Origin of the sequence: Tateyamaria sp. Alg231-49 (genome assembly GCF_900143535.1) — a bacterium.
GTDB lineage: Bacteria > Pseudomonadota > Alphaproteobacteria > Rhodobacterales > Rhodobacteraceae > Tateyamaria.
Genome location: NZ_FRFA01000012.1, coordinates 1 through 17,900 on the forward strand (window position 1 = coordinate 1; position 17,900 = coordinate 17,900).

Consider the following 17,900-nt stretch of genomic DNA (forward strand, 5'->3'; position numbering starts at 1 on the left):
ATCTTGGACGATTACAGCCGCTACATCATCTCGTGGAAACTCTGCACCAACATGCGGACACAAGACGTGACGGACACGCTGGACTTGGCTTTGGAAGCATCCGGTTGCGATCAGGTTCACGTCATCCACAAGCCGCGTCTGCTCAGCGACAACGGATCCAGCTACGTCTCTGGAGAACTGGCTGAATGGTTGCAGGACAAAGGCATGAAGCACTCTCGCGGCGCTCCATATCATCCTCAAACCCAAGGCAAGATCGAAAGGTGGCATCAGACCCTGAAGAACCGCATCCTGCTAGAAAACTACTTCTTACCGGGTGATCTCGAAGCCCAGATCGAAACCTTCGTCGATCATTACAATCACCAACGCTACCATGAAAGCTTGAACAACGTCACGCCCGCCAACGTCTACTTCGGCAGGGACAAAGCCATTCTACAGGAAAGAGAAAGGATCAAACGAAAGACACTCGAAGCGCGGCGCTTGCATCACGGACAACGCGCCGCATAATGCAACCAACCAGATGAGCCAAACTCTCTCTTAGTTCAAGCCGCCATTGGTTCCAAAAACCCTGACGACGGACAGTGCGCTTTATGGCCCCACAGGGATGATGCAAACTGGCGGACCAGTTGGAAAGGGCACGCTAAATCCGCACGCCTATGACAAGGCAGTCATGGAAAAGCTGTGGGACGTGTCAGAAGAGGCGACGGGATTCCGTTGGAACTTCTGACGCCTCGCCGGCGTCCGCTTTGCTGCCAAACCGGCATGTCGCACCATCACTTCATCACAAAGTGCTCAGCGGAAAGACCGGACCTTGGCTGCGGATGCCTAGCGGGTGCTTTTCGCAACAAAAAGCGGAATGATCTGGATGCAAATTAAAGCATGGGGGTGCGTGACGTTGGTTGTCTGGATGCCAGCAGGTAGCGCACGTCGTCGGGATGGACGCTAAGGTTAGAAACATGAAAGAGGCAGCCGGGGATTGCGGCCCGGTTTCCAATCATCAGTGCGGGTCATGCGACCAACGAATAGGTCTGAACCACAGCCTCAATCTCTTTGATTTACTGATATAGGTCGCTTGGGCGTTCGATCTTGAAGACAGTTTTAGTTTCTGACGCATCAAACATGCCCACCTTCATTGGACAGGGTGAATAGACGTAAAATCGGCAGCTGTGTTGCCGCCAACTCCCCGGATCTGACGCCAAACTGAGGCTGGTCCGAATTCGCCTGACACCCCCAAACAGTTTCTTCGGACCATGACTTCTGATAAGTTATTGAGAAATAAAACTGGGGGGAACATGCGACAGAAATTTTTTGGTGAGCGCCGCTGTCGGAGCCGTATCGGGGGCGATCAAGAAAAACGATCGTCGCGACAATTTCAAAAACCACCACAGAAAGGGAAAGAAAAATCGTCGGTAATGGAAGAGACGGTCGGATTTTGATCAATCGCTTTGTTTGAAGCGCGTCCAAAAGCCGTTTCTGCCTCGTCGTTGAACGCCTAGGGTTCCTAATTCTGCTAGCAATTTGCGTGAAATCAAACACGACGCGCAGGGAGCTGTAGGTTTGAAAGAATGGTCGCATCTCTGAATTGGATGCGACTTAAACACCCTCAGTCGACCCTCTTACGTTCGACTGAGGCACGTGCAATGGGAGCATTCCAATGAACAAGGGTACGATTTTTGCGTTGATTGCGGGCGGTGTCGTGATCGCAGCAGTGTTTTGGCTGAACCAACCAGAGCCTGCGCCAAAGACGCCGCAGGAGCGACTGGAAGAAGCTGCGGAAACGGCGGCAGCCGCCTTAAAGGATGCGGGCGAAGCTATTTCAGATGGGGCGGCAGAGACTGCCGAGAATTTGAAATCAAGTGCAGAGGAAACCGCAGCAGACCTTGCTCAAAGCGTTGCGCTCACGGCCGAAGCCGCCAAAGCAGAGGCAACCCGCCTCTCAGACGCTTGGGAAAACACCGGAATCTTTACCGAAGAAGGCTTTAGTTATGAAAATGCTATCAAAGCCGTAAACGACAGCTCTCTCGATGAGGCCACAAAAACGAAGATCGTGACTTTGCTGGAGCAGATCCACCAAACGCCCGCACTATTCGAAGAGAAAATGAAAGAAATCCGCGACGTTCTGAAAAAGTAAATACGGCCTCGGTTGCTCCGTCAGGTGAAACGGCCTTGAGGCGGGCTGACGTCGCCGCCGGGGTCTCACCACCGATCTCGCGTACCATCTGGGTAGCCTCGTCGAGTGTCATCTCGCTGGCGGCGCCAATCTCCGTGTCCTCCCGCCCCGGTACCCGTGCGACACTTAGAACTCCGAACGCCTTTACGCAGCAGGAAGAGCGTCGCGTTTGAAAACATTCGACAGGTCGACCTTGGCTTTCTTAGAGATGGTACGGGCCGCACTTGTTCAAAACTGGTTCAAAATGTCTTGGACAGGCTTCGAACATGGAACAGGCGGATTTCGAACCGACTTGAGTTAGGTCATTGTTTTTTTGAGAAGGTTTTTGGAGCGGGCGGCGGGAATCGAACCCGCGTCATTAGCTTGGAAGGCTAAGGTCTTACCACTACACAACGCCCGCTCAACGAAAACAGCAGCTAATCCACTGTATTGCTAACGTCAAGTCCAGTCTAGTTGAGTTCAAGCTATACGTAGTTTTGCGACCTAAATCCTAGCAATTGGCTGTTAATCAATTGGTCGTAGGTTCGATCCCTACCGCCGGAGCCACAATCTCTCTTAGATAACAAGAGAGTAACAAGCCGCCCCTAGGTGCGGCTTTTGTTTTCTGCAACATCTCTGCAACATGGCGATTGGACCAAAGTCCGTCGTTAGCTGCCCTGGAATATCTCTTTTCGATGGTGCGCCAGCCGTTCTCGGTGCTTGTCCGTTAGCGTAATTGGGTTGACCCATCGCAGCTCTTCAACTGCTGATGTACTCAGCGCGGTCGAGAAGGCGGGCAACCCGAGCAAGGGTGAAGCTGGTTTCGGCAATGACCTCATCCGCGTCATCCGGGGGGTCAACGACTTCGTAGAGGTTCAAGTGCCCCGGAAGAGTTGAATCGCATCCGCCATACCGAAACTCGATCCCTTGAGCAGATGAGAAGGCGCCCGTCCCAACATTGTAGATCAGGGCGTTCTCGACATCGAACAAGTGCTCCGATCGCACTGGCTCCATATAGGTGGCGCGAATGAAACAACCGTTCGGCAACTTCTGCAGTGCCGTCCTCAGAGCGGAACGAGCCTCCAGAAGATCACCTTTTGGCTGGAGCGGAAGTCGCCGCGGCGACCAGAGTTCAACTCGATTTTTTGATGATCTTACGTGTGATTTCATATTAGTCTATCCTCCGGGCGAGTAGCATGGCGATCACCATTCATCCACCTTGATGACGCGGCGCACCCACGGAACACCGGTCTCCTGAGAAGGTCAATTTGGCAAAAATGACAACTCGTAGATGAATGCGCAAATCACCGTCCGTCCTGACACGTTATCACGCCGCAGTTGTGTTAAATTCTCGCTGGATTTCCAACCAGCGCTCCTCACCATTCTTGGCTAGCCACACGGCTTTGGCCCACAACTATTCCCGGTCTCCACGCAGCATCCCTAAATCGAGAGAGCTGATTTCCGCTTAGAGAAGGCTGTCTTCGTCATGCGGTTCATCGTACTCACTCTGGATTGCCTGCGCGGCCCTTTTGAGCAGCGCTGCCGCTTCCCTAGTTTCAGAAAACCCTGGCTTTCCATCCAGTTGAGAATGGTAAGCTTGAACTTCGATACTGAGACGCAAAAGTTCCGCATAAGCTACGCCCTCCCAGCCATCTCCAACCAACAGTTCTGCCTGAATTCTGGTGTCGACACGTCGCCATGAAGCTTTGATTTGGCCGTTGTTGTCTCGCTTGATCATCGTTTGTTTCCTTTTAGTTTGATATTCGTGATTTTTCGTTTACATAAATAAGCAAATCGCGGAGGTCAAGCAGATGGCGTTACTGGAAACACGTAAACGAGGACGACCGCGCAAGAGTGAGGTCATGGATACGCTTGCCGTGCGTCTACCGGAGGACATTGTATCGAAGATAGACAAATACATGGCCGAACTTCAGGAACAGTTTCCGGGTTTAACTGTCACTCGCGCTGATGCCGTTCGGCAGCTACTAATAGCTGGGCTGAAGGCCGAAAAATCGAAACGCTCAAAAATTTGACCAGAATATCATAATTTATCATGAAATCAATATATTGGCACTTCGGCTAAGCTACTTCCAGATCGCGTCACTACTAGTGCTTGCCTAGTGTCAGGACTCATAGCCAGTAAATGACGAGTACAGCGAGAGCGATGGCGGATAAGAAGACTTTGGGACATCTGTCGTATCGGGTTGCGACGCGCCGCCAATCCTTCAGCCTGCCGAACATGATTGCGATCCTGTTACGCCTTTTGTATCGACGCTTGTCGTACTTCACAGTTTTCATGCGCTGTTTTCGACTGGGGATACAAGCGCGTATCCCCTTGTCTTTCAATGCGTCTCTGAACCAGTCGGCGTCATAGCCGCGGTCACCGAGCAGCCAATCGACATTCGGCAGGCTGCTGAGCAACGCCCGCGCTCCGATGTAGTCGCTTACCTGATCAGCCGTGACGAACAGGTTGAGCGGTCGGCCCTGGCTGTCGGAAATGGCGTGCAGCTTGGTGTTCATGCCGCCTTTCCCGCGACCGATGAGGCGTCCACGCCCCCTTTTTTACGCCCATGCTGGTCGCCGTGCGGTGTGCCTTCAGGTACGTTGCGTCGATCATCACAGTCTTCTTTTCGCCGTGCTCTGCGGCCAGACCTGCCATCATCCGTGCGAAGATAACTATTCCCAAGGTATTGTTTGGGCCGGGTCTTCTTCTTCGTCAATGCCCCGACTCTCGGGCCAGTCAATGGTTACGTCCTTTTCGCAGGCTTCCGAGTAAGTACCGTGCTCTCGGAATTCCTCTAAACACTTCTGGATCGGATCGTTCTTGCGTGCCGAGATAAGTTCGGTCACTTTTGCGCAAGCTCTCTTTTGCTTCGTTTCAGGGCCCCCATGACCGTGACCATAAATGGGGCAACAAATGTAATGGCGACAGCATCGGCGAGCGGTACATAGCTCACCCCAACAATGAACACTGTGGCAGAACAGGCGGCGAGCACACCGCGTCCGATTTGCAGTTTGGGGTTGGATGAGATCAGCACCGATCTACCCCGGATGGCGATCAGGACAACGACGCCAAAAAACAGTCCAAGTTGGCGAAACCACACGATCTGTATGGGGTGAACTGTCTCGGTAAGGAACTTCCCCATCGTGTCCACACCCGAAAACAGAAACATGCCCAACGCCATGAGAGCAACGCCTCGCATACTGTCCGTTCGCCTCATCAATGGCACTGATTTTCTTGGTATGATTGGGGTGATCGCCATTGCAGACTTCCAATGAGTAGGCCGCTCACCGGACCTTCCAAGAACTGTTACGCTCCAACGCCAAGCCGGTCCATTATTGTTTTGCGGCGTCACTTGTAACTTGGCCAAGCAGCCTGCAGACAGAAAAAGGAATCCTACTCCACCCGTGCCTGAAGCGCAGCACACACGGTCTCCATCGCCGGCCTCAGTGCTTCGAGTGAGGGTTTGACATATCGCTGCCCTGTGATTGAAAGCGGGGTGTGGTTCAGCAAGCGGCCAACGATTTCTTCCAACACACCAGCCTCCATTGCAACAGTGGCGAACGTGCGCCGGTGTGCATGTGGGCTCCACTCAAGCCGTTTCGCATTTGTAATGTGCCCCGACTGGGATTTGGGCGACGGAAACACCCAGGTGCGGCTGAGCCCGCGCAAGGGCGCCAGGATCTCATGATGTACTTGCAGGATCGGAAGATTAAAGCTGCGGCCGTTCTTGGTCATCGGAAGATGAATATGATCTTCATGCACGTTCTTCCAATCCAGCGTGAACGCCTCTGACTTACGCAAGCCCGTGAATAGGATGAACCCGAAAAAGGCACTATGGATGGGATTGTCGAGCGCCTCGACAGTCTCCCGCCACTTCGGAAGATCCTCAATGATCTCCCCTTTCGGGTGCTCTTCAAACCACTCGATGGCCATGGTCGGGCATTCCGGCAGATCATGCACACGCCGTGCGTGGTTCCAGACCGTCCGGAAGTACTTCAGCAAATGGTTGGCGGCCGAGGGCGTACTGGCCAATGAGCGATGTCGGTCTGCCACCATCGATTTGGATATCTCACCCGCTCGGTTTCATTGAAGTCATCATCCGTCAGGATGGCTGCAAACTGAACCGGTTGGTCAAACGCTGGCGAGGTTCCGGTTGTTTCAAAATCATAGAAGACAAACATAGCTTTATCCTTTGTTAAAGCCCGAGTCCCCATGCTGCAGCCGGCATATGTTTAGACGACACCTTTAGGTCGTCTCTTGAATTCAAGTGGGCAAGACGGAATTGTGCCATGCGCTACTGTGAGGTGGTGAAAGCGCGCTCCATGACAGTTCCCAGTCGCCGTGCGAACTCTGATGGGTCGGTTGGGTTTTCACCTTCGACAATCCGTGCCTGATCCAGCAGGAGATGTGCAGCGTCTTTTAGAAGGGTATCGTCGCTTGCGCTCTCTGCTTGAGCCCGTTCGGCCAATGTGGTGATCATCGCATGAGTTGGATTGAGTTCCAGCACGCGTGGCATGCCATGCTCCAATTGACCATGACGCTTTAGCAGGCGCTCCAGATTGACATCCATATCACCTTCGTCTGCGATGAGGCAGACTGGGCTGTCCGTAAGGCGTTTGGATGGGCGCACATCTTTAACTGTCTCGCCCAGTTCCTCTTTGATCGCAGCGATTAAGTCAGCGAGATCAGCGTCGTCACTTTTGTCTTCTTCATTGGCATCTTCCCCCGTTTTGATCTCATCCAGATCCGCAGCACCACGCGTGATAGACTTGAGCGGTTTGCCATCGAACTCGGTAATGTGCTGCAGCCAGAACTCATCCACGTTGTCGGACAGAAGCAGCACCTCAACGCCCTTGGCCTTGAAGCCCTCCAAATGGGGTGACTGTGCGAGCTTAGCGGCGTCCTCACCGGCGATGTAGAAGATTGCGTCTTGGCCCTCTTTCATACGGGACACATAGTCGGAGAGGCTCGCCAACCCAACTTCACCCGTGGAGGCGAAACGGCAGATCTCAACAATGCGGTCGCGTAGAGCCGCATCTTCGACTAGCCCCTCTTTCAACACCGCGCCAAAGTTATTCCAGAACTTCGCGTAATCCTCCGGCTCTTTTGTAGCTTTTTTCTTCAGCTCGCTGAGAACCTTCTTTGTGACCTGAGACTTGATTTTGGCGAGTTTCGGATCGGATTGAAGCATCTCGCGTGAGACGTTCAATGAGAGATCCTGGCTATCCACAATACCGCGCAGGAAACGCAGGTAGGCCGGAAGCAAGTCCTTTGTTGTCTCTGAAATGAAGACGCGGTTCACAAAAAGTTTGACATGGCTTTTGCGTTCAGCGTCAAACAGATCAAAAGGTTGGGCGGTAGGAACAAATAGCAGACTTGTATGATTGAGTGTTCCCTCAACCTTATTGTGCATCACATGCCAGGGCTCGTCGAAGGCATGTGAACTGTGGCGATAGAACTCGGTATATTGCTCTTTTGTGATGTCTTTCGTAGGACGGGTCCACAGCGCTTCGGCCGCGTTTAGCGTCTCATCACCCAGTTTCACAGGGAAGCTGATATGCTCGGAGTACGTTTTGATAATGTGCCTAATGCGGGCGTCTTCTGCAAATTCCTTGGCGTCTTTCTTGAGATGCAGGGTGACGGTAGTGCCACTGGTTTCCCTCTGTGCAGGCTCAATAGTGAAGGAACCTTTGCCGTCTGAGGACCAGAGCCAAGCCTCATCCTCCCCGGCTTTGCGGGTCAGCACATCGACTTTGGTAGACACCATAAACGCGGAGTAGAAACCCACACCAAATTGACCGATCAGACCTGGGGCGTCTACTTCGTCAGCTTTAAGCGCCTCCATGAAAGCGCCGGTACCAGACTTGGCGATAGTTCCCAGCGTCTCCAACAGATCAGCGTGGTTCATCCCAATGCCGTTGTCGGAGATCGACAGCGTCTTTGCTCTCGTGTCGAACTCAAGAGTTATTGCTAAATCCTGTGATGGTGCCAGGCTTGCATCTGTCAGGGCCGCGTAGCGCAACTTGTCACAGGCATCAGAAGCGTTAGAGACGAGCTCCCGTAGAAACACTTCGCGATTGGAATAGAGCGAGCCCGCAACAATCTCCAAGAGTTGGCCGACTTCTGTCTGAAAAGAAAAGGTTTCCTTATCGATGGTCTCTGACATTTGTCCCTCCAAATACTAGTGGCGACGATGATTTAGGTGGTTTCGGCGCAGGTTTCAACGCGTGACATTCTACCTCCAAGGGCCACCTGCTGCTTGTGCTTACCGAAGGCTCCTAACAAGTGCGTCGCCCAATCTGCAGCGCTTTGCCATTCGCTTCTCGTTAGGCCGCTGCGCAGCGATAACGGGGGCAGCTTATCTCGCTCAGGAGACGATTGAACAAGAGGTGAGAGAAGCAGCAAATCATTTGTTCTAGGGTCAAGGCACGTAGCGCGACGGCGGAGGGTTCTGTGGAGTTTCGAGGTATTTTACTATTTCGATCAGCTTGCTCGGGACCAGAATATCCACACCGTTTCCGGTGTCGAATTCGACCATCTCATTATCCAGAAAATTCTCGAACACCGGCATATCTTCGCGCGGCACTGTGTTTCGGGAGTAGCCATCAATGATCGACATGATCTCCAGCATTGGCCATACCCCACCACGTTGGGCGGAAATTTTGGTCAAATCTGCCGGGGCTGTATCCAGTCCCCTCGCATTTGGGCCGTCGCCTTGCCCAGCAATACCGTGGCAGGTGACACAGTTTTCCAAGAATAGAGTTTCCCCAACGCTTTCAGCTTCCAGCGAAGAGCCCAAGGCAACAAATGGGACAACAAACAATAGTTGCTTCACGGATGACCTCCTTTTCGAAAAATGAGGCGCAAGCAGAACCACAGGTCAACGCGGATTAATGACATTGGTCTTAAGGCGTTCATTCGCTCCTTTGAAGCGGGATGCGAGCCAGAACATCATGACCGATACGGCTAGGGCACCAAAGGCGATGGCCCATCCAAGGGCGACCAAACCCGTGCCGGGCCAGAAGATGAGAAACAAACCAATGAGCAGCGCAGCAACTCCCGCATTGCGCGCCGTCATCCGCTCAGGATCGGAGTCCGGCAACTGCCTCCAGGTCAGAAGAGAGCCTGCACCTGTGAGCAACGCAAAAGCACCGAAAAGGGCAAATGCAAACCGTGCGGTGCCCTCTGGCCAAATCAGCAACACCAACCCGATGGCAATTGCACCGATACCGACGCCGCCCGCAGCTCCACCGCGTCCAAATCCAAACAAGGTAAGTCCACCATCTAAGATCAGAAGGACGCCCACGAGTTGAAGTAAGAGCGAAATACTGCCGGTTGGCCAAAACAAGGCTGCAAGGCCAACACCAGCTGCAAGCAGTCCACGCAGGAAGAAGGTCCACCAGACATTTGCAAGCCGATTACTGAGCGCCTCCCGAACCTCTAGTCGATCATCATCAACGATCTCTGCATGCGGGGTTTCCGGTTGTTCCATAAGACATCTCGTTTTGTTTGATTTTGACCCTAACGCACACAACCAGTCGAGTCTTGCCTATCTCAAAATGACTACGTTGTTCCGTGCAACCTTGAGGTTTGCAAGCGGACGGTTACTGCCCGCCGAACTGTTCCCAAGCATCTAGGGCCTGAGCGGCATACATAAGGGACGGACCTCCGCCCATATAGATTGCTACCCCAAGCATTTCTTCGAACTCTTGGCGGGTTGCACCCAGCCGGACAAGAGTTTTGGTGTGAAACCCGATGCACCCATCACAACGCAGTGCAATCGCTATGCCCATTGCAATTAGCTCTTTCGTTTTCTCATCCAAAGCGGCATTCGCCGTGGCGCCCTGCGCCATGGCAGAGAAGCCTTTCATTGTATCCGGTATGCCTTTCCGCAATTGTCCGATTTGTTTCGAAATCCCTTCGGTCAACTCGGGGTATGACGTTGTTCCCATTTCTCTCATCCTTGTTCCATTTCTTGGATCCAACTTTACCACCTGGGTGAAGCGCCGACCTGATTTGGATCAAGCGGGGCGACATCCGTTTGAACGGGCGACAACTCGCAAGCGTCGGGATGTTAGAGATTGACGATACTACGATGCACACAGAAGTTGTGTTCAGCATCCCCTACGCATCAGTTTGGAGCTGCGTTGCGAATTCAAAAAGGAACTTCGATGACCCGTGACGCCACCATTGCCCGTGTACATGAATACTTCGACACAGGGGCTTTCCAGTCTGAATTGGCAGATCTTGTCACCTATCGTTCTGAAAGTCAGAACCCTGCTGATGAAGCTCGGACTGAAAGCCACCGCTATCTAGAAACGGCAATGTTGCCGCGGCTTGAAGCAATGAATTTTGCCTGTCAGATTATCGACAATCCTGACCCCCAGGGCGGTCCGCTGTTGATCGGCGAGCGGCATGAAGGCGACGACCTGAGCACTGTGTTGACTTATGGCCATGGCGATACTGTGCTAGGACAGGAAGGCATGTGGCGTGACGGCCTTGAGCCGTGGGCACTGGTTGAAGAGGGTGACCGGTTGTATGGCCGCGGTGCAGCGGACAACAAGAGCCAACACTTGATCAACCTCGCCGCACTCGAAGCTGTGCTGTCTGTGCGGGGATGCTTGGGCTTCAACATCCGCATCGTGATCGAAATGAGCGAAGAGGTTGGATCCATGGGTCTGCCCCAAGTTTTTGAGCGTTTCAAAGATCGCCTCACAGCAGATGTCCTGATCGCGTCAGATGGGCCGCGCCTGCAGCCCGACGTGCCAACCATTTTTATGGGGTCACGGGGTGGGATCACTTTTGATCTTTTGGTCGAGACGCATGAAGGGGCACATCACTCGGGCAATTGGGGGGGGCTTTTGGCCGATCCGGCAATGATCCTCGCGCATGCGTTGGCGTCGATTACAGACCGTCGCGGTCAGATCAATGTGCCGGAATGGCGACCCGACAGTCTAACTGATGCTGTGCGGGCGACGCTAAAGGACTTGCCCGTTGAGGGCGGGAATGGCCCACAGGTAAACCCAGATTGGGGCGAAGAAGGCTTAACCCCGGCAGAGCGAGTGTTTGGATGGAATAGTTTTGCCGTTCTCGCACAGATTGCCGGTATACCCGAAGCCCCGGTAAACGCGATTTCGGGGTGGGCCCGCGCGACATGCCAACTTCGTTTTGTTGTCGGGACTGATCCTGAAGAGGTTGTTCCGGCATTGCGCCGCCATCTCGACGCGCAAGGTTTTGAAGACGTGCAGATCATTCTTCATGACCGGAGTTTTTTCAGTGCAACGCGGTTGGACCCGCAACACCCTTGGGCAGAGTTCGTCGGCAACTCGATCCGCAAAACCACTGGCGGCAAGCTTCATGTGCTGCCCAATCTTGCGGGCTCGCTCCCAAATGACAGCTTCACTGATATTCTTGGAGTGCCGACGATTTGGGTGCCACACTCTTATAGGGGCTGCTCTCAACATGCACCAAATGAGCATGTTCTGAAGTCGGTATGCCGCGATGCTCTGGGTGTCATGGCAGGCCTCTTTTGGGACGTCGGCGCGATTCGTATTCCGCAAAGCGACTGGCAGAAGCACCGGTGACGCAAGAAGCTTCAGTTGCAATGACGATGTCCGACACAGCGATTGGCAGCGTCCGCCCGATAGCCTAGTTTCATGAGATCAATTAACAGGGGCCTTCCATGGATTTCCTTTTGTTCTTCCTTTTTCTTGCCGCATCAATTGGCGCTGGGGCGACTGGCACGTTGTTCCCAACTGGGTCCTGGTACAAAGGTTTGAACAAGCCTTCTTGGGTTCCACCAAACTGGCTTTTTCCAGTAGCTTGGACGTCCATCTATCTGCTGATCGCATTCGCTGGCACCCGGGTGGCCGGTCTTGAGGGCAGTGCATATGCGATGGTATTTTGGGCTATTCAGATCGTGCTCAACACGCTTTGGACTCCGGTATTCTTTGGGCTGCGTCATTTACGTGCCTCGATCCCTATCATGGCCTGTCTTTGGTGTGCGGTTTTGGGGGCGACAATAACCCATTGGCAATTGGACACGTGGGCTGGGCTAGCATTTATACCTTATCTGGTGTGGGTGAGTGTTGCAGCAGCATTGAACATGTCCATGGTGCGCCTGAACCCGGATCAGAAACCGTTGGATATGGCAAATTTGTAAGATTTAGCACTACTGGTAAAAATCACTGCCCTTAAGTCTCATTCGCTGGGCACATATCCGTTGGCACAACCTTGAAGTACTTGGCACCGGATAGTTGGGTTATCAGATCAGAAAAGTGTCGTAGTGTAGATTAAATACGTGAAGGAAAAGTGCATGGTCGTATGTGGCTGCGAGATTTCGGCAAAAGAAGTTCGGCTCGCCGTCGTGCTCCTACATGATGACGGCAATGTGGAGATGCGTCGACCAAAGACCACCCGAATAGAGCTCGAGGATGACACATCTGAGGACAACCTACGTTCATTCCTGTCGGCTCTTCATGACTTTGCCCGTGAGAATGAAATAGATACCTTTTCAATCAAAACACGCGCCAAGAAAGGTCGAATGGCTGGTGGGGCCGTTTCCTTCAAAATCGAAACCCTGATCCAACTCGTGGAAGGGTGTCACACGCGTTTTGTCAGCCCGGTGGCCCTTGCTCACTTCGCTAAAAAGGAAGTTGAAGAGTATCCCGAAAAGTTGCCGGTCTATTTGAAGAACGCCTTTCTATCTGGCGCATATACTTTGACTAGGGGCTGACTTCCTAACCACCTGCGCCGGTGGCGATAGACCTTCTTTTGCGTTATTTGGACGTTCAGAAAACAAGGAGCCAAAGTTGCAGCATTTCTCTCTGCTTGATCTGTCACCGATCCCGGAAGGTGGAACCGCCGCTGATGCCCTGAACACTACAATCGACCTGGCGCGTAATGCAGAGGCAAGCGGCTATCATCGCTATTGGTTGGCCGAGCACCACAATATGCCAGGCATCGCCAGTGCTGCAACCGCTGTCGTGATAGGAGCAGTCGCGTCGGCCACAAAGACCATCCGCGTTGGTGCTGGGGGCATCATGCTACCTAACCATGCGCCTCTGGTCATTGCCGAACAGTTCGGCACGCTTGCCACGCTTTATCCTGGGCGGGTTGATCTTGGGCTTGGTCGCGCTCCGGGCACCGATGGTGCGACAGCGCAGGCTCTCAGAAGGCATATGAAAGCCAATGATAACTTTCCGCATGATGTGGCGGAACTTTTAGGGTATTTCGACGATGCCTCAGTTGAGGCTCAAATTCGGGCGGTTCCCGGACAAGGTACGCATGTGCCGGTTTGGATACTTGGTTCTAGCCTTTATGGCGCACAACTCGCTGCCTATCTCGGGCTACCCTATGCCTTCGCCTCGCATTTCGCGCCTGCAATGCTTGAGGATGCGATCGCAACATACAGATCGACGTTCCAACCATCCAAGTGGCTTGCCAAGCCATACTTCATGTTGGCCGCCGGGGTCTGTGCGGCGGCAACTGATGATGAAGCATTGTTTTTGCGCTCATCCCAAATGCTCGCCTTCGCCCGCTTGCGGACAGGACGCCCTGGCAAACTCCCACACCCGGTTGCGGATTTGACAGAAGAGATTCCTGCACCTGTACTTGCACAGGTGAAACAGGCGCTCTCCTGTTCGGCAACTGGCAGTCCTGAAACGGTTCATCGTGAACTGACCGCCTTGATAGAGCGATACCAACCAGAAGAAGTTATGGTGACTGGTATGATCCACGATCACGCCGCGCGTCTAAGGTCCTTCGCTATAGCGGCAGATGTTCTCGCCGGCATTTCGAAAGCTTACGAAGCGGCCTAGTCGTTGTGGTCAAATCGCCCAGCGCAAGGAAACCAACAGTCTGTCTGAGCAGACTGCAAATTGGATATTGAACGAACTCAATTTTAGATTCCGAGCTACACACCTTCGCAATAGGAGTTACTGAACAGTACCGCGGGATTGCAGAATTTGCATCCCAATCGCAATGGCTGGTCCGATGCCCAAGGCGAAGAAAACCGTACCCAAGCCAAGCGTACCGCCTAAAGCCCAACCAATCGCGACGACCAACACCTCAAGAAAAGTGCGCACTAGCGCAATGGGTTGATGCGTGATGGCCTGAAGCCCGGTCATGAGGCCATCTCTTGGTCCCGGTCCTAGATTTGCGACCAGGTATATTGCACCTCCGAACCCGGTCACGAACACACCAACCAGAGCCAGAAAGGCATTCGCCACAAACGTCTCAAATGTTGGGAGGTAGGGCAGCATGAACTCCAACACCAAGGCTATTATTATCGCGTTGAGGACGGTTCCCATTCCGGGTGTTTGCCTAAGTGGTATCCACACAAGTAAAACAGATGCGCTGATGATAAAGGTCGCAAATCCTAGGCTCCACCCTGTGACATTGGTCACGCCTTGCGCGAACACAGTCCAGGGGCTGACTCCGACACCTGCGGTGACTAGCAATGCTTCTCCCAGGCCAAATACGACCAGGCCGGTGATGAGAAACACGACCGACACAATTGGCGGCTTTAGGGTAAAAGCTTTTGGCGAACTCCAGCGGAGCTTTGGGATTGAAGTAATCGAAAGGAAACTCAAAGCCTTGATCCACATGAAGGCGCTGGTTGATCTGGGTTTGTGCCAGCTTAATCTGCACCCGGCAAGATCGATACATGCTGCACACGCGGGCAGTTGAAAATCTGACCTGCAGTATTGGTCCCCAACTCCTTCGGTGCGAGGTACACAGTCAGGCCGCCTCTTTCAAGACCCGTCGATGGGGCAGGGTCACTAGTAACAGTGCTGACGCTCCGCGTTATCATAATCTTAGCCAATTCAAAGCCAGACCGGCCTAGTCGCGTCTAATAAAATCCAACTTCTCGAATATCGATTTCAGCGTCATGATCCCGTCCGTATGCGACTATGCCAACCGATCTTAGGCTCTCGGCACGAGGAACCGTTCGCAGCATACTACCTGACGCCTCAAAGGCCGCAAAAGGCAAGCGGATCTCGGCCCAAGTGCCCGAAACGTCAAACCCCGCCTGATAATACTGCCAAGGCAGCACTGTTCCGCTTGTTCGGAGATGAACGAAATACTTTTGATCGTTGCCGCGCACTATCAAGCGCACACCAACTGTCCCAGCCGGAACCGCATCTGACAATTCAGTCCGGATTTGGATGAAACCGCCATTGTTTGCAGTGCTGACAATTCCGGTCATATGGGCAAAAGCTGCCTCACCATCTCTTTCAAAAGCCACCTGACCCGACGAGACACCTCCCATTACGGTATCTGCAAAGAAGCGCCATCTTGTTTCAGGTTGGCTTTCAAAATTATCAATCATGTTTTCCTCGGCAATTAACGTCGAAGGAACGCCGAACAGCAAGAACGCCACGGCAGCAAGTTTCAAGATTGATGGCATGGTCTCTCCATATCATTGGGAGTGCGGCGCGGCAAAGAGCCTGAATACACGATTTCGAGGTTTGATCACCTCGCTCCAAGCGGTCAACCTCAAATTCCCTGGAAGCGCTCGATAGCCTTTGCTGCTTTCCGACGAACAAAATGCTGCGCTCAAGTTCACCTTCTCATTTTGACAGCAAGAGCAGCGATTGCATTGCCAAGTAGGACCATTCCGGCCGGAAGTGGCACCGGATTGGGAGTGCCGCCATAAGATGAACCAGGGAGAATGCAAACTGAGGCGTAGCTCAACCCGCACGATTGATGCGCAATCGAGCCGCTGCGGTTTCAAGGTTGCGATAACGACGTTTTACCGCGATGCCGTTGCATCTCGATATTGCGACGGCGTCTTGTCCACCCAACGTTTGAAGGCTGTGCTAAAGGTGCTAGCGTCAGCATAGCCAAGGACGTGAGCCACTTCGGTGAACTGCATATCTGTCCCGGACAACATACTCTTTGCCATGGCTTTTCTATAGGCTTCGACCATCCTGAAATATGTCGTTCCTTCCTCGGTCAATCGGCGTGACAGTGTTCGCGTGCTCATGCCCAACTCTTTTGCCACATCATCCTGTGACTTGCCCGGATTGGCCGCAACTCGTTCTTCTAACGCAATCAAAATGGATGACTTGTTGCTACCCGTTTTTTCCAGAGCTTCTTCACTAAATTTTCTGAGCATTTTGTAGAGTTGACTGTCAGCACTCCGCAGCGGCAGATCGAGATCCGTCTGTTTCAATGTGATACGGTTCTCGTCACTGCCGTATTCGACAGAACAGCCAAAGAACTGAGAGATCGGTTTCAGGTTTGTTTTGCGAAAGTGCCTGAACTCGATCTTCTGAGGGGTTACGCGCCGGTTGGTCAGGCGACGAATGATGTCCACCACCCCGGTTCCGCCAAACTCAACATATTGTCGACGTGTCACGCTGCGCGGCACCTTAAAGTGCCATTCAACTAGGCCACGATCATCCAGTTTGGTTGTGCTAAGTTCAATCGCGTCGCTGCTGATCCGCTGGTAGCGCGCAAAATTATGTAGACAGGTTCGGACGGTTGGCGACGACACGCCAGTAAAGGCAATCAGTCCACCGCGTCTGTAGTCGAGGCCCTGACCGTGATTGAACCCGATCAGGTTGTCGCCCGTCACCTCTTCGGCGCGTTCAAAAAGCAAAGCCAGGTCGTCAAATCCAATTTTTGGCTCATCGCCTTCCAAGGCGCGCAAACTAATTCCTGTATTCCCAACGATTACCTGATTAGAAATGCCTCGTTTGCGTAACGCTTCAACCAGCGTCTGCGCCCATATGCCTGTGTGCTTTGGTGCCATGGCCGAAATTCAAAGGCCCTCGGCCAATTTAGTCAATAGACTCAACTTACCAACCCCATATGGAGTGCCTTCCACTGGGTCCTGTTGCAGGTTTGCACCGCAAGGGTTGAATGTCTTGGGGACTGTTCATACGTGATCGGCTCGGCACCAAGCTCGGCTTGGGTGCAATTCCATCCATCATCAAAAAGGGCAAGAAAACCCACGAAAGAAAACCATGGCATATGTTGATCTTCCCAAGTTCCCTACACAACACGGGTACATGACCGAAAAAATTCAGCGAGACTACATTCAAGCTGCGATTGGCAAAGACCTATTGCCAACGCAAGCCCATCGGATGGCTGACATATTATCACTGACGGCACCAAGTGATGTGTCTAAGCCGATCCAATTTTGGCAACTGTACTCAGTGCTTGGTCAAGATCCGATCGTGGAAATCGTCCAGAGCTTTTATCAACGTGTGTTCGATCAAGAAGAATGGTTCAGGTCAGTTTTTGAGCGTGTTGGTGGAATAAACCATCATATCAACACACAGGCTTCGATGTGGATCGATGTGATGGGCGGCGGGCCATACTACCACGGAGCGGAATACCGTCTGAACTTTCACCACACGCATAACGCAATGCAGCTGATGAATGACAGAGGGGCGGATTTGTGGTCTAATCTCATGTTGAAAACACTGGATTCATCATCGCACTTGGCGGCCAATGATCCGCGCATTCGGACAAGCATCAATACGTTTCTCTCGTTCTTCATGAGCAAATACGCAGACGATTTTGCGTTTGAAAACCGTAGCTTTTTCGGGGAAACGAACCCGCCCTTCAAGCGAAAGCTCAACTTCATGAAGATGACCGAACATGCAATCGAGGCGCTGAGCGAAACTGAGCTTTCTGAGGCGCTGTCTGAACGAGGGGTTGATGTTTCTCAGCTCGAAGGGAAATCGGCGAAAGTAAACAAGGCGCTGATGATGTAGTCATCAGCGCCGATTCCGT

21 protein-coding genes, 1 tRNA gene and 2 pseudogenes are annotated in these 17,900 nt (G+C 52.8%); 9 read left to right on the plus strand and 15 right to left on the minus strand.

The features are described from left to right. From DHN60_RS16370 to DHN60_RS16380, 3 genes are all read left to right on the plus strand, one after another. Window positions 1-504 (plus strand): integrase core domain-containing protein (locus DHN60_RS16370; protein ID WP_159089244.1); only part of this gene is annotated, 504 nt, incomplete at its 5' end. A gap of 46 nt (window positions 505-550) precedes the next feature. Next, window positions 551-724, plus strand: coding sequence for a hypothetical protein (locus DHN60_RS16375; protein ID WP_234423673.1), 174 nt, complete (start codon window positions 551-553; stop codon window positions 722-724). Between the two features lie 927 nt (window positions 725-1,651). Continuing rightward, window positions 1,652-2,128 carry a hypothetical protein gene (locus DHN60_RS16380; RefSeq protein WP_108838410.1) on the plus strand — a complete coding sequence of 159 codons (477 nt, stop codon included), beginning with the start codon at window positions 1,652-1,654 and terminating at the stop codon, window positions 2,126-2,128. 365 nt (window positions 2,129-2,493) lie between these two features. On the opposite strand, the gene DHN60_RS16385 is transcribed toward DHN60_RS16380, so the two are convergent. The 3 genes from DHN60_RS16385 to DHN60_RS16400 form a co-directional block, all read right to left on the minus strand. Then, window positions 2,494-2,567: transfer RNA gene (locus DHN60_RS16385), tRNA-Gly, on the minus strand. 338 nt (window positions 2,568-2,905) lie between these two features. Next, window positions 2,906-3,136 carry a hypothetical protein gene (locus DHN60_RS16395; protein WP_159089245.1) on the minus strand — a complete coding sequence of 77 codons (231 nt, stop codon included), beginning with the start codon at window positions 3,134-3,136 and terminating at the stop codon, window positions 2,906-2,908. 475 nt (window positions 3,137-3,611) lie between these two features. Beyond that, window positions 3,612-3,884, minus strand: a complete 273-nt coding sequence (locus tag DHN60_RS16400) for a hypothetical protein (protein ID WP_108838412.1) — start codon at window positions 3,882-3,884, stop codon at window positions 3,612-3,614. A gap of 124 nt (window positions 3,885-4,008) precedes the next feature. Between DHN60_RS16400 and DHN60_RS16405 the strand changes: the two genes are divergently transcribed. Next, the gene (locus tag DHN60_RS16405) at window positions 4,009-4,179 is read left to right on the plus strand and encodes a hypothetical protein (protein ID WP_159089246.1); all 171 of its coding nucleotides are present in this window, start codon (window positions 4,009-4,011) and stop codon (window positions 4,177-4,179) included. 97 nt (window positions 4,180-4,276) lie between these two features. Here DHN60_RS16405 and DHN60_RS16410 read toward each other — a convergent pair. The 9 genes and pseudogenes from DHN60_RS16410 to DHN60_RS16445 form a co-directional block, all read right to left on the minus strand. Further along, window positions 4,277-4,820: pseudogene (locus DHN60_RS16410) on the minus strand (IS5 family transposase); the annotation flags it as partial. 2 nt (window positions 4,821-4,822) lie between these two features. Then, window positions 4,823-4,996: a hypothetical protein gene (locus DHN60_RS22340; RefSeq protein WP_159089247.1), complete on the minus strand. Its 174-nt coding sequence runs from the start codon at window positions 4,994-4,996 to the stop codon at window positions 4,823-4,825. After that, window positions 4,993-5,409: an EamA family transporter gene (locus DHN60_RS16415; RefSeq protein WP_199913692.1), complete on the minus strand. Its 417-nt coding sequence runs from the start codon at window positions 5,407-5,409 to the stop codon at window positions 4,993-4,995. Before DHN60_RS16415 ends, DHN60_RS22340 begins: the two co-directional genes overlap by 4 nt. A 134-nt stretch (window positions 5,410-5,543) precedes the next feature. After that, a pseudogene (locus DHN60_RS16420) lies at window positions 5,544-6,221 on the minus strand (tyrosine-type recombinase/integrase); the annotation flags it as partial. Next, a complete protein-coding gene (locus DHN60_RS16425; RefSeq protein ID WP_306416014.1) occupies window positions 6,146-6,364 on the minus strand; it encodes an exonuclease domain-containing protein in 219 nt (72 codons plus the stop codon). The gene DHN60_RS16425 and the pseudogene DHN60_RS16420, both read right to left, overlap by 76 nt. Window positions 6,365-6,444: 80 nt before the next feature. Continuing rightward, the gene (htpG, locus tag DHN60_RS16430; protein WP_108838416.1) at window positions 6,445-8,316 is read right to left on the minus strand and encodes a molecular chaperone HtpG; all 1,872 of its coding nucleotides are present in this window, start codon (window positions 8,314-8,316) and stop codon (window positions 6,445-6,447) included. A 255-nt stretch (window positions 8,317-8,571) separates the two neighbouring features. After that, on the minus strand, window positions 8,572-8,985 hold the full coding sequence (locus DHN60_RS16435) for a cytochrome c (RefSeq protein WP_159089248.1): 414 nt from the start codon (window positions 8,983-8,985) through the stop codon (window positions 8,572-8,574). 45 nt (window positions 8,986-9,030) lie between these two features. Continuing rightward, window positions 9,031-9,642, minus strand: a complete 612-nt coding sequence (locus DHN60_RS16440) for an HdeD family acid-resistance protein (protein WP_108838418.1) — start codon at window positions 9,640-9,642, stop codon at window positions 9,031-9,033. 112 nt (window positions 9,643-9,754) lie between these two features. Continuing rightward, a complete protein-coding gene (locus tag DHN60_RS16445) occupies window positions 9,755-10,102 on the minus strand; it encodes a carboxymuconolactone decarboxylase family protein (RefSeq protein WP_108838491.1) in 348 nt (115 codons plus the stop codon). A gap of 219 nt (window positions 10,103-10,321) precedes the next feature. Here DHN60_RS16445 and DHN60_RS16450 point away from each other — a divergent pair, with 219 nt between their 5' ends. The 4 genes from DHN60_RS16450 (at window position 10,322) to DHN60_RS16465 (ending at window position 13,969) form a co-directional block, all read left to right on the plus strand. Beyond that, the gene (locus DHN60_RS16450; protein ID WP_108838419.1) at window positions 10,322-11,734 is read left to right on the plus strand and encodes a M20 family metallopeptidase; all 1,413 of its coding nucleotides are present in this window, start codon (window positions 10,322-10,324) and stop codon (window positions 11,732-11,734) included. A 98-nt stretch (window positions 11,735-11,832) separates the two neighbouring features. Further along, window positions 11,833-12,312 (plus strand): TspO/MBR family protein, encoded by a 480-nt coding sequence (locus tag DHN60_RS16455; protein WP_108838420.1) that lies wholly within the window; start codon window positions 11,833-11,835, stop codon window positions 12,310-12,312. 153 nt (window positions 12,313-12,465) lie between these two features. Then, a complete protein-coding gene (locus tag DHN60_RS16460; RefSeq protein WP_108838421.1) occupies window positions 12,466-12,885 on the plus strand; it encodes a DUF3010 family protein in 420 nt (139 codons plus the stop codon). Window positions 12,886-12,961: 76 nt separating this feature from the next. Then, window positions 12,962-13,969: an LLM class flavin-dependent oxidoreductase gene (locus tag DHN60_RS16465; RefSeq protein ID WP_108838422.1), complete on the plus strand. Its 1,008-nt coding sequence runs from the start codon at window positions 12,962-12,964 to the stop codon at window positions 13,967-13,969. A 117-nt stretch (window positions 13,970-14,086) separates the two neighbouring features. Here DHN60_RS16465 and DHN60_RS16470 read toward each other — a convergent pair whose 3' ends face one another. The 3 genes from DHN60_RS16470 to DHN60_RS16480 form a co-directional block, all read right to left on the minus strand. Next, window positions 14,087-14,758: a YitT family protein gene (locus tag DHN60_RS16470; protein ID WP_108838423.1), complete on the minus strand. Its 672-nt coding sequence runs from the start codon at window positions 14,756-14,758 to the stop codon at window positions 14,087-14,089. A 245-nt stretch (window positions 14,759-15,003) separates the two neighbouring features. Then, a complete protein-coding gene (locus tag DHN60_RS16475; protein ID WP_234423674.1) occupies window positions 15,004-15,549 on the minus strand; it encodes a CIA30 family protein in 546 nt (181 codons plus the stop codon). A 357-nt stretch (window positions 15,550-15,906) separates the two neighbouring features. Beyond that, window positions 15,907-16,911 (minus strand): AraC family transcriptional regulator, encoded by a 1,005-nt coding sequence (locus DHN60_RS16480; protein WP_108838425.1) that lies wholly within the window; start codon window positions 16,909-16,911, stop codon window positions 15,907-15,909. Window positions 16,912-17,170: 259 nt separating this feature from the next. On the opposite strand from DHN60_RS16480, the gene DHN60_RS16485 reads away from it, so the two are divergent. Then, window positions 17,171-17,881, plus strand: coding sequence for a hypothetical protein (locus DHN60_RS16485; RefSeq protein WP_234423675.1), 711 nt, complete (start codon window positions 17,171-17,173; stop codon window positions 17,879-17,881). The last annotated feature ends 19 nt before the right edge of the window (window positions 17,882-17,900 follow it).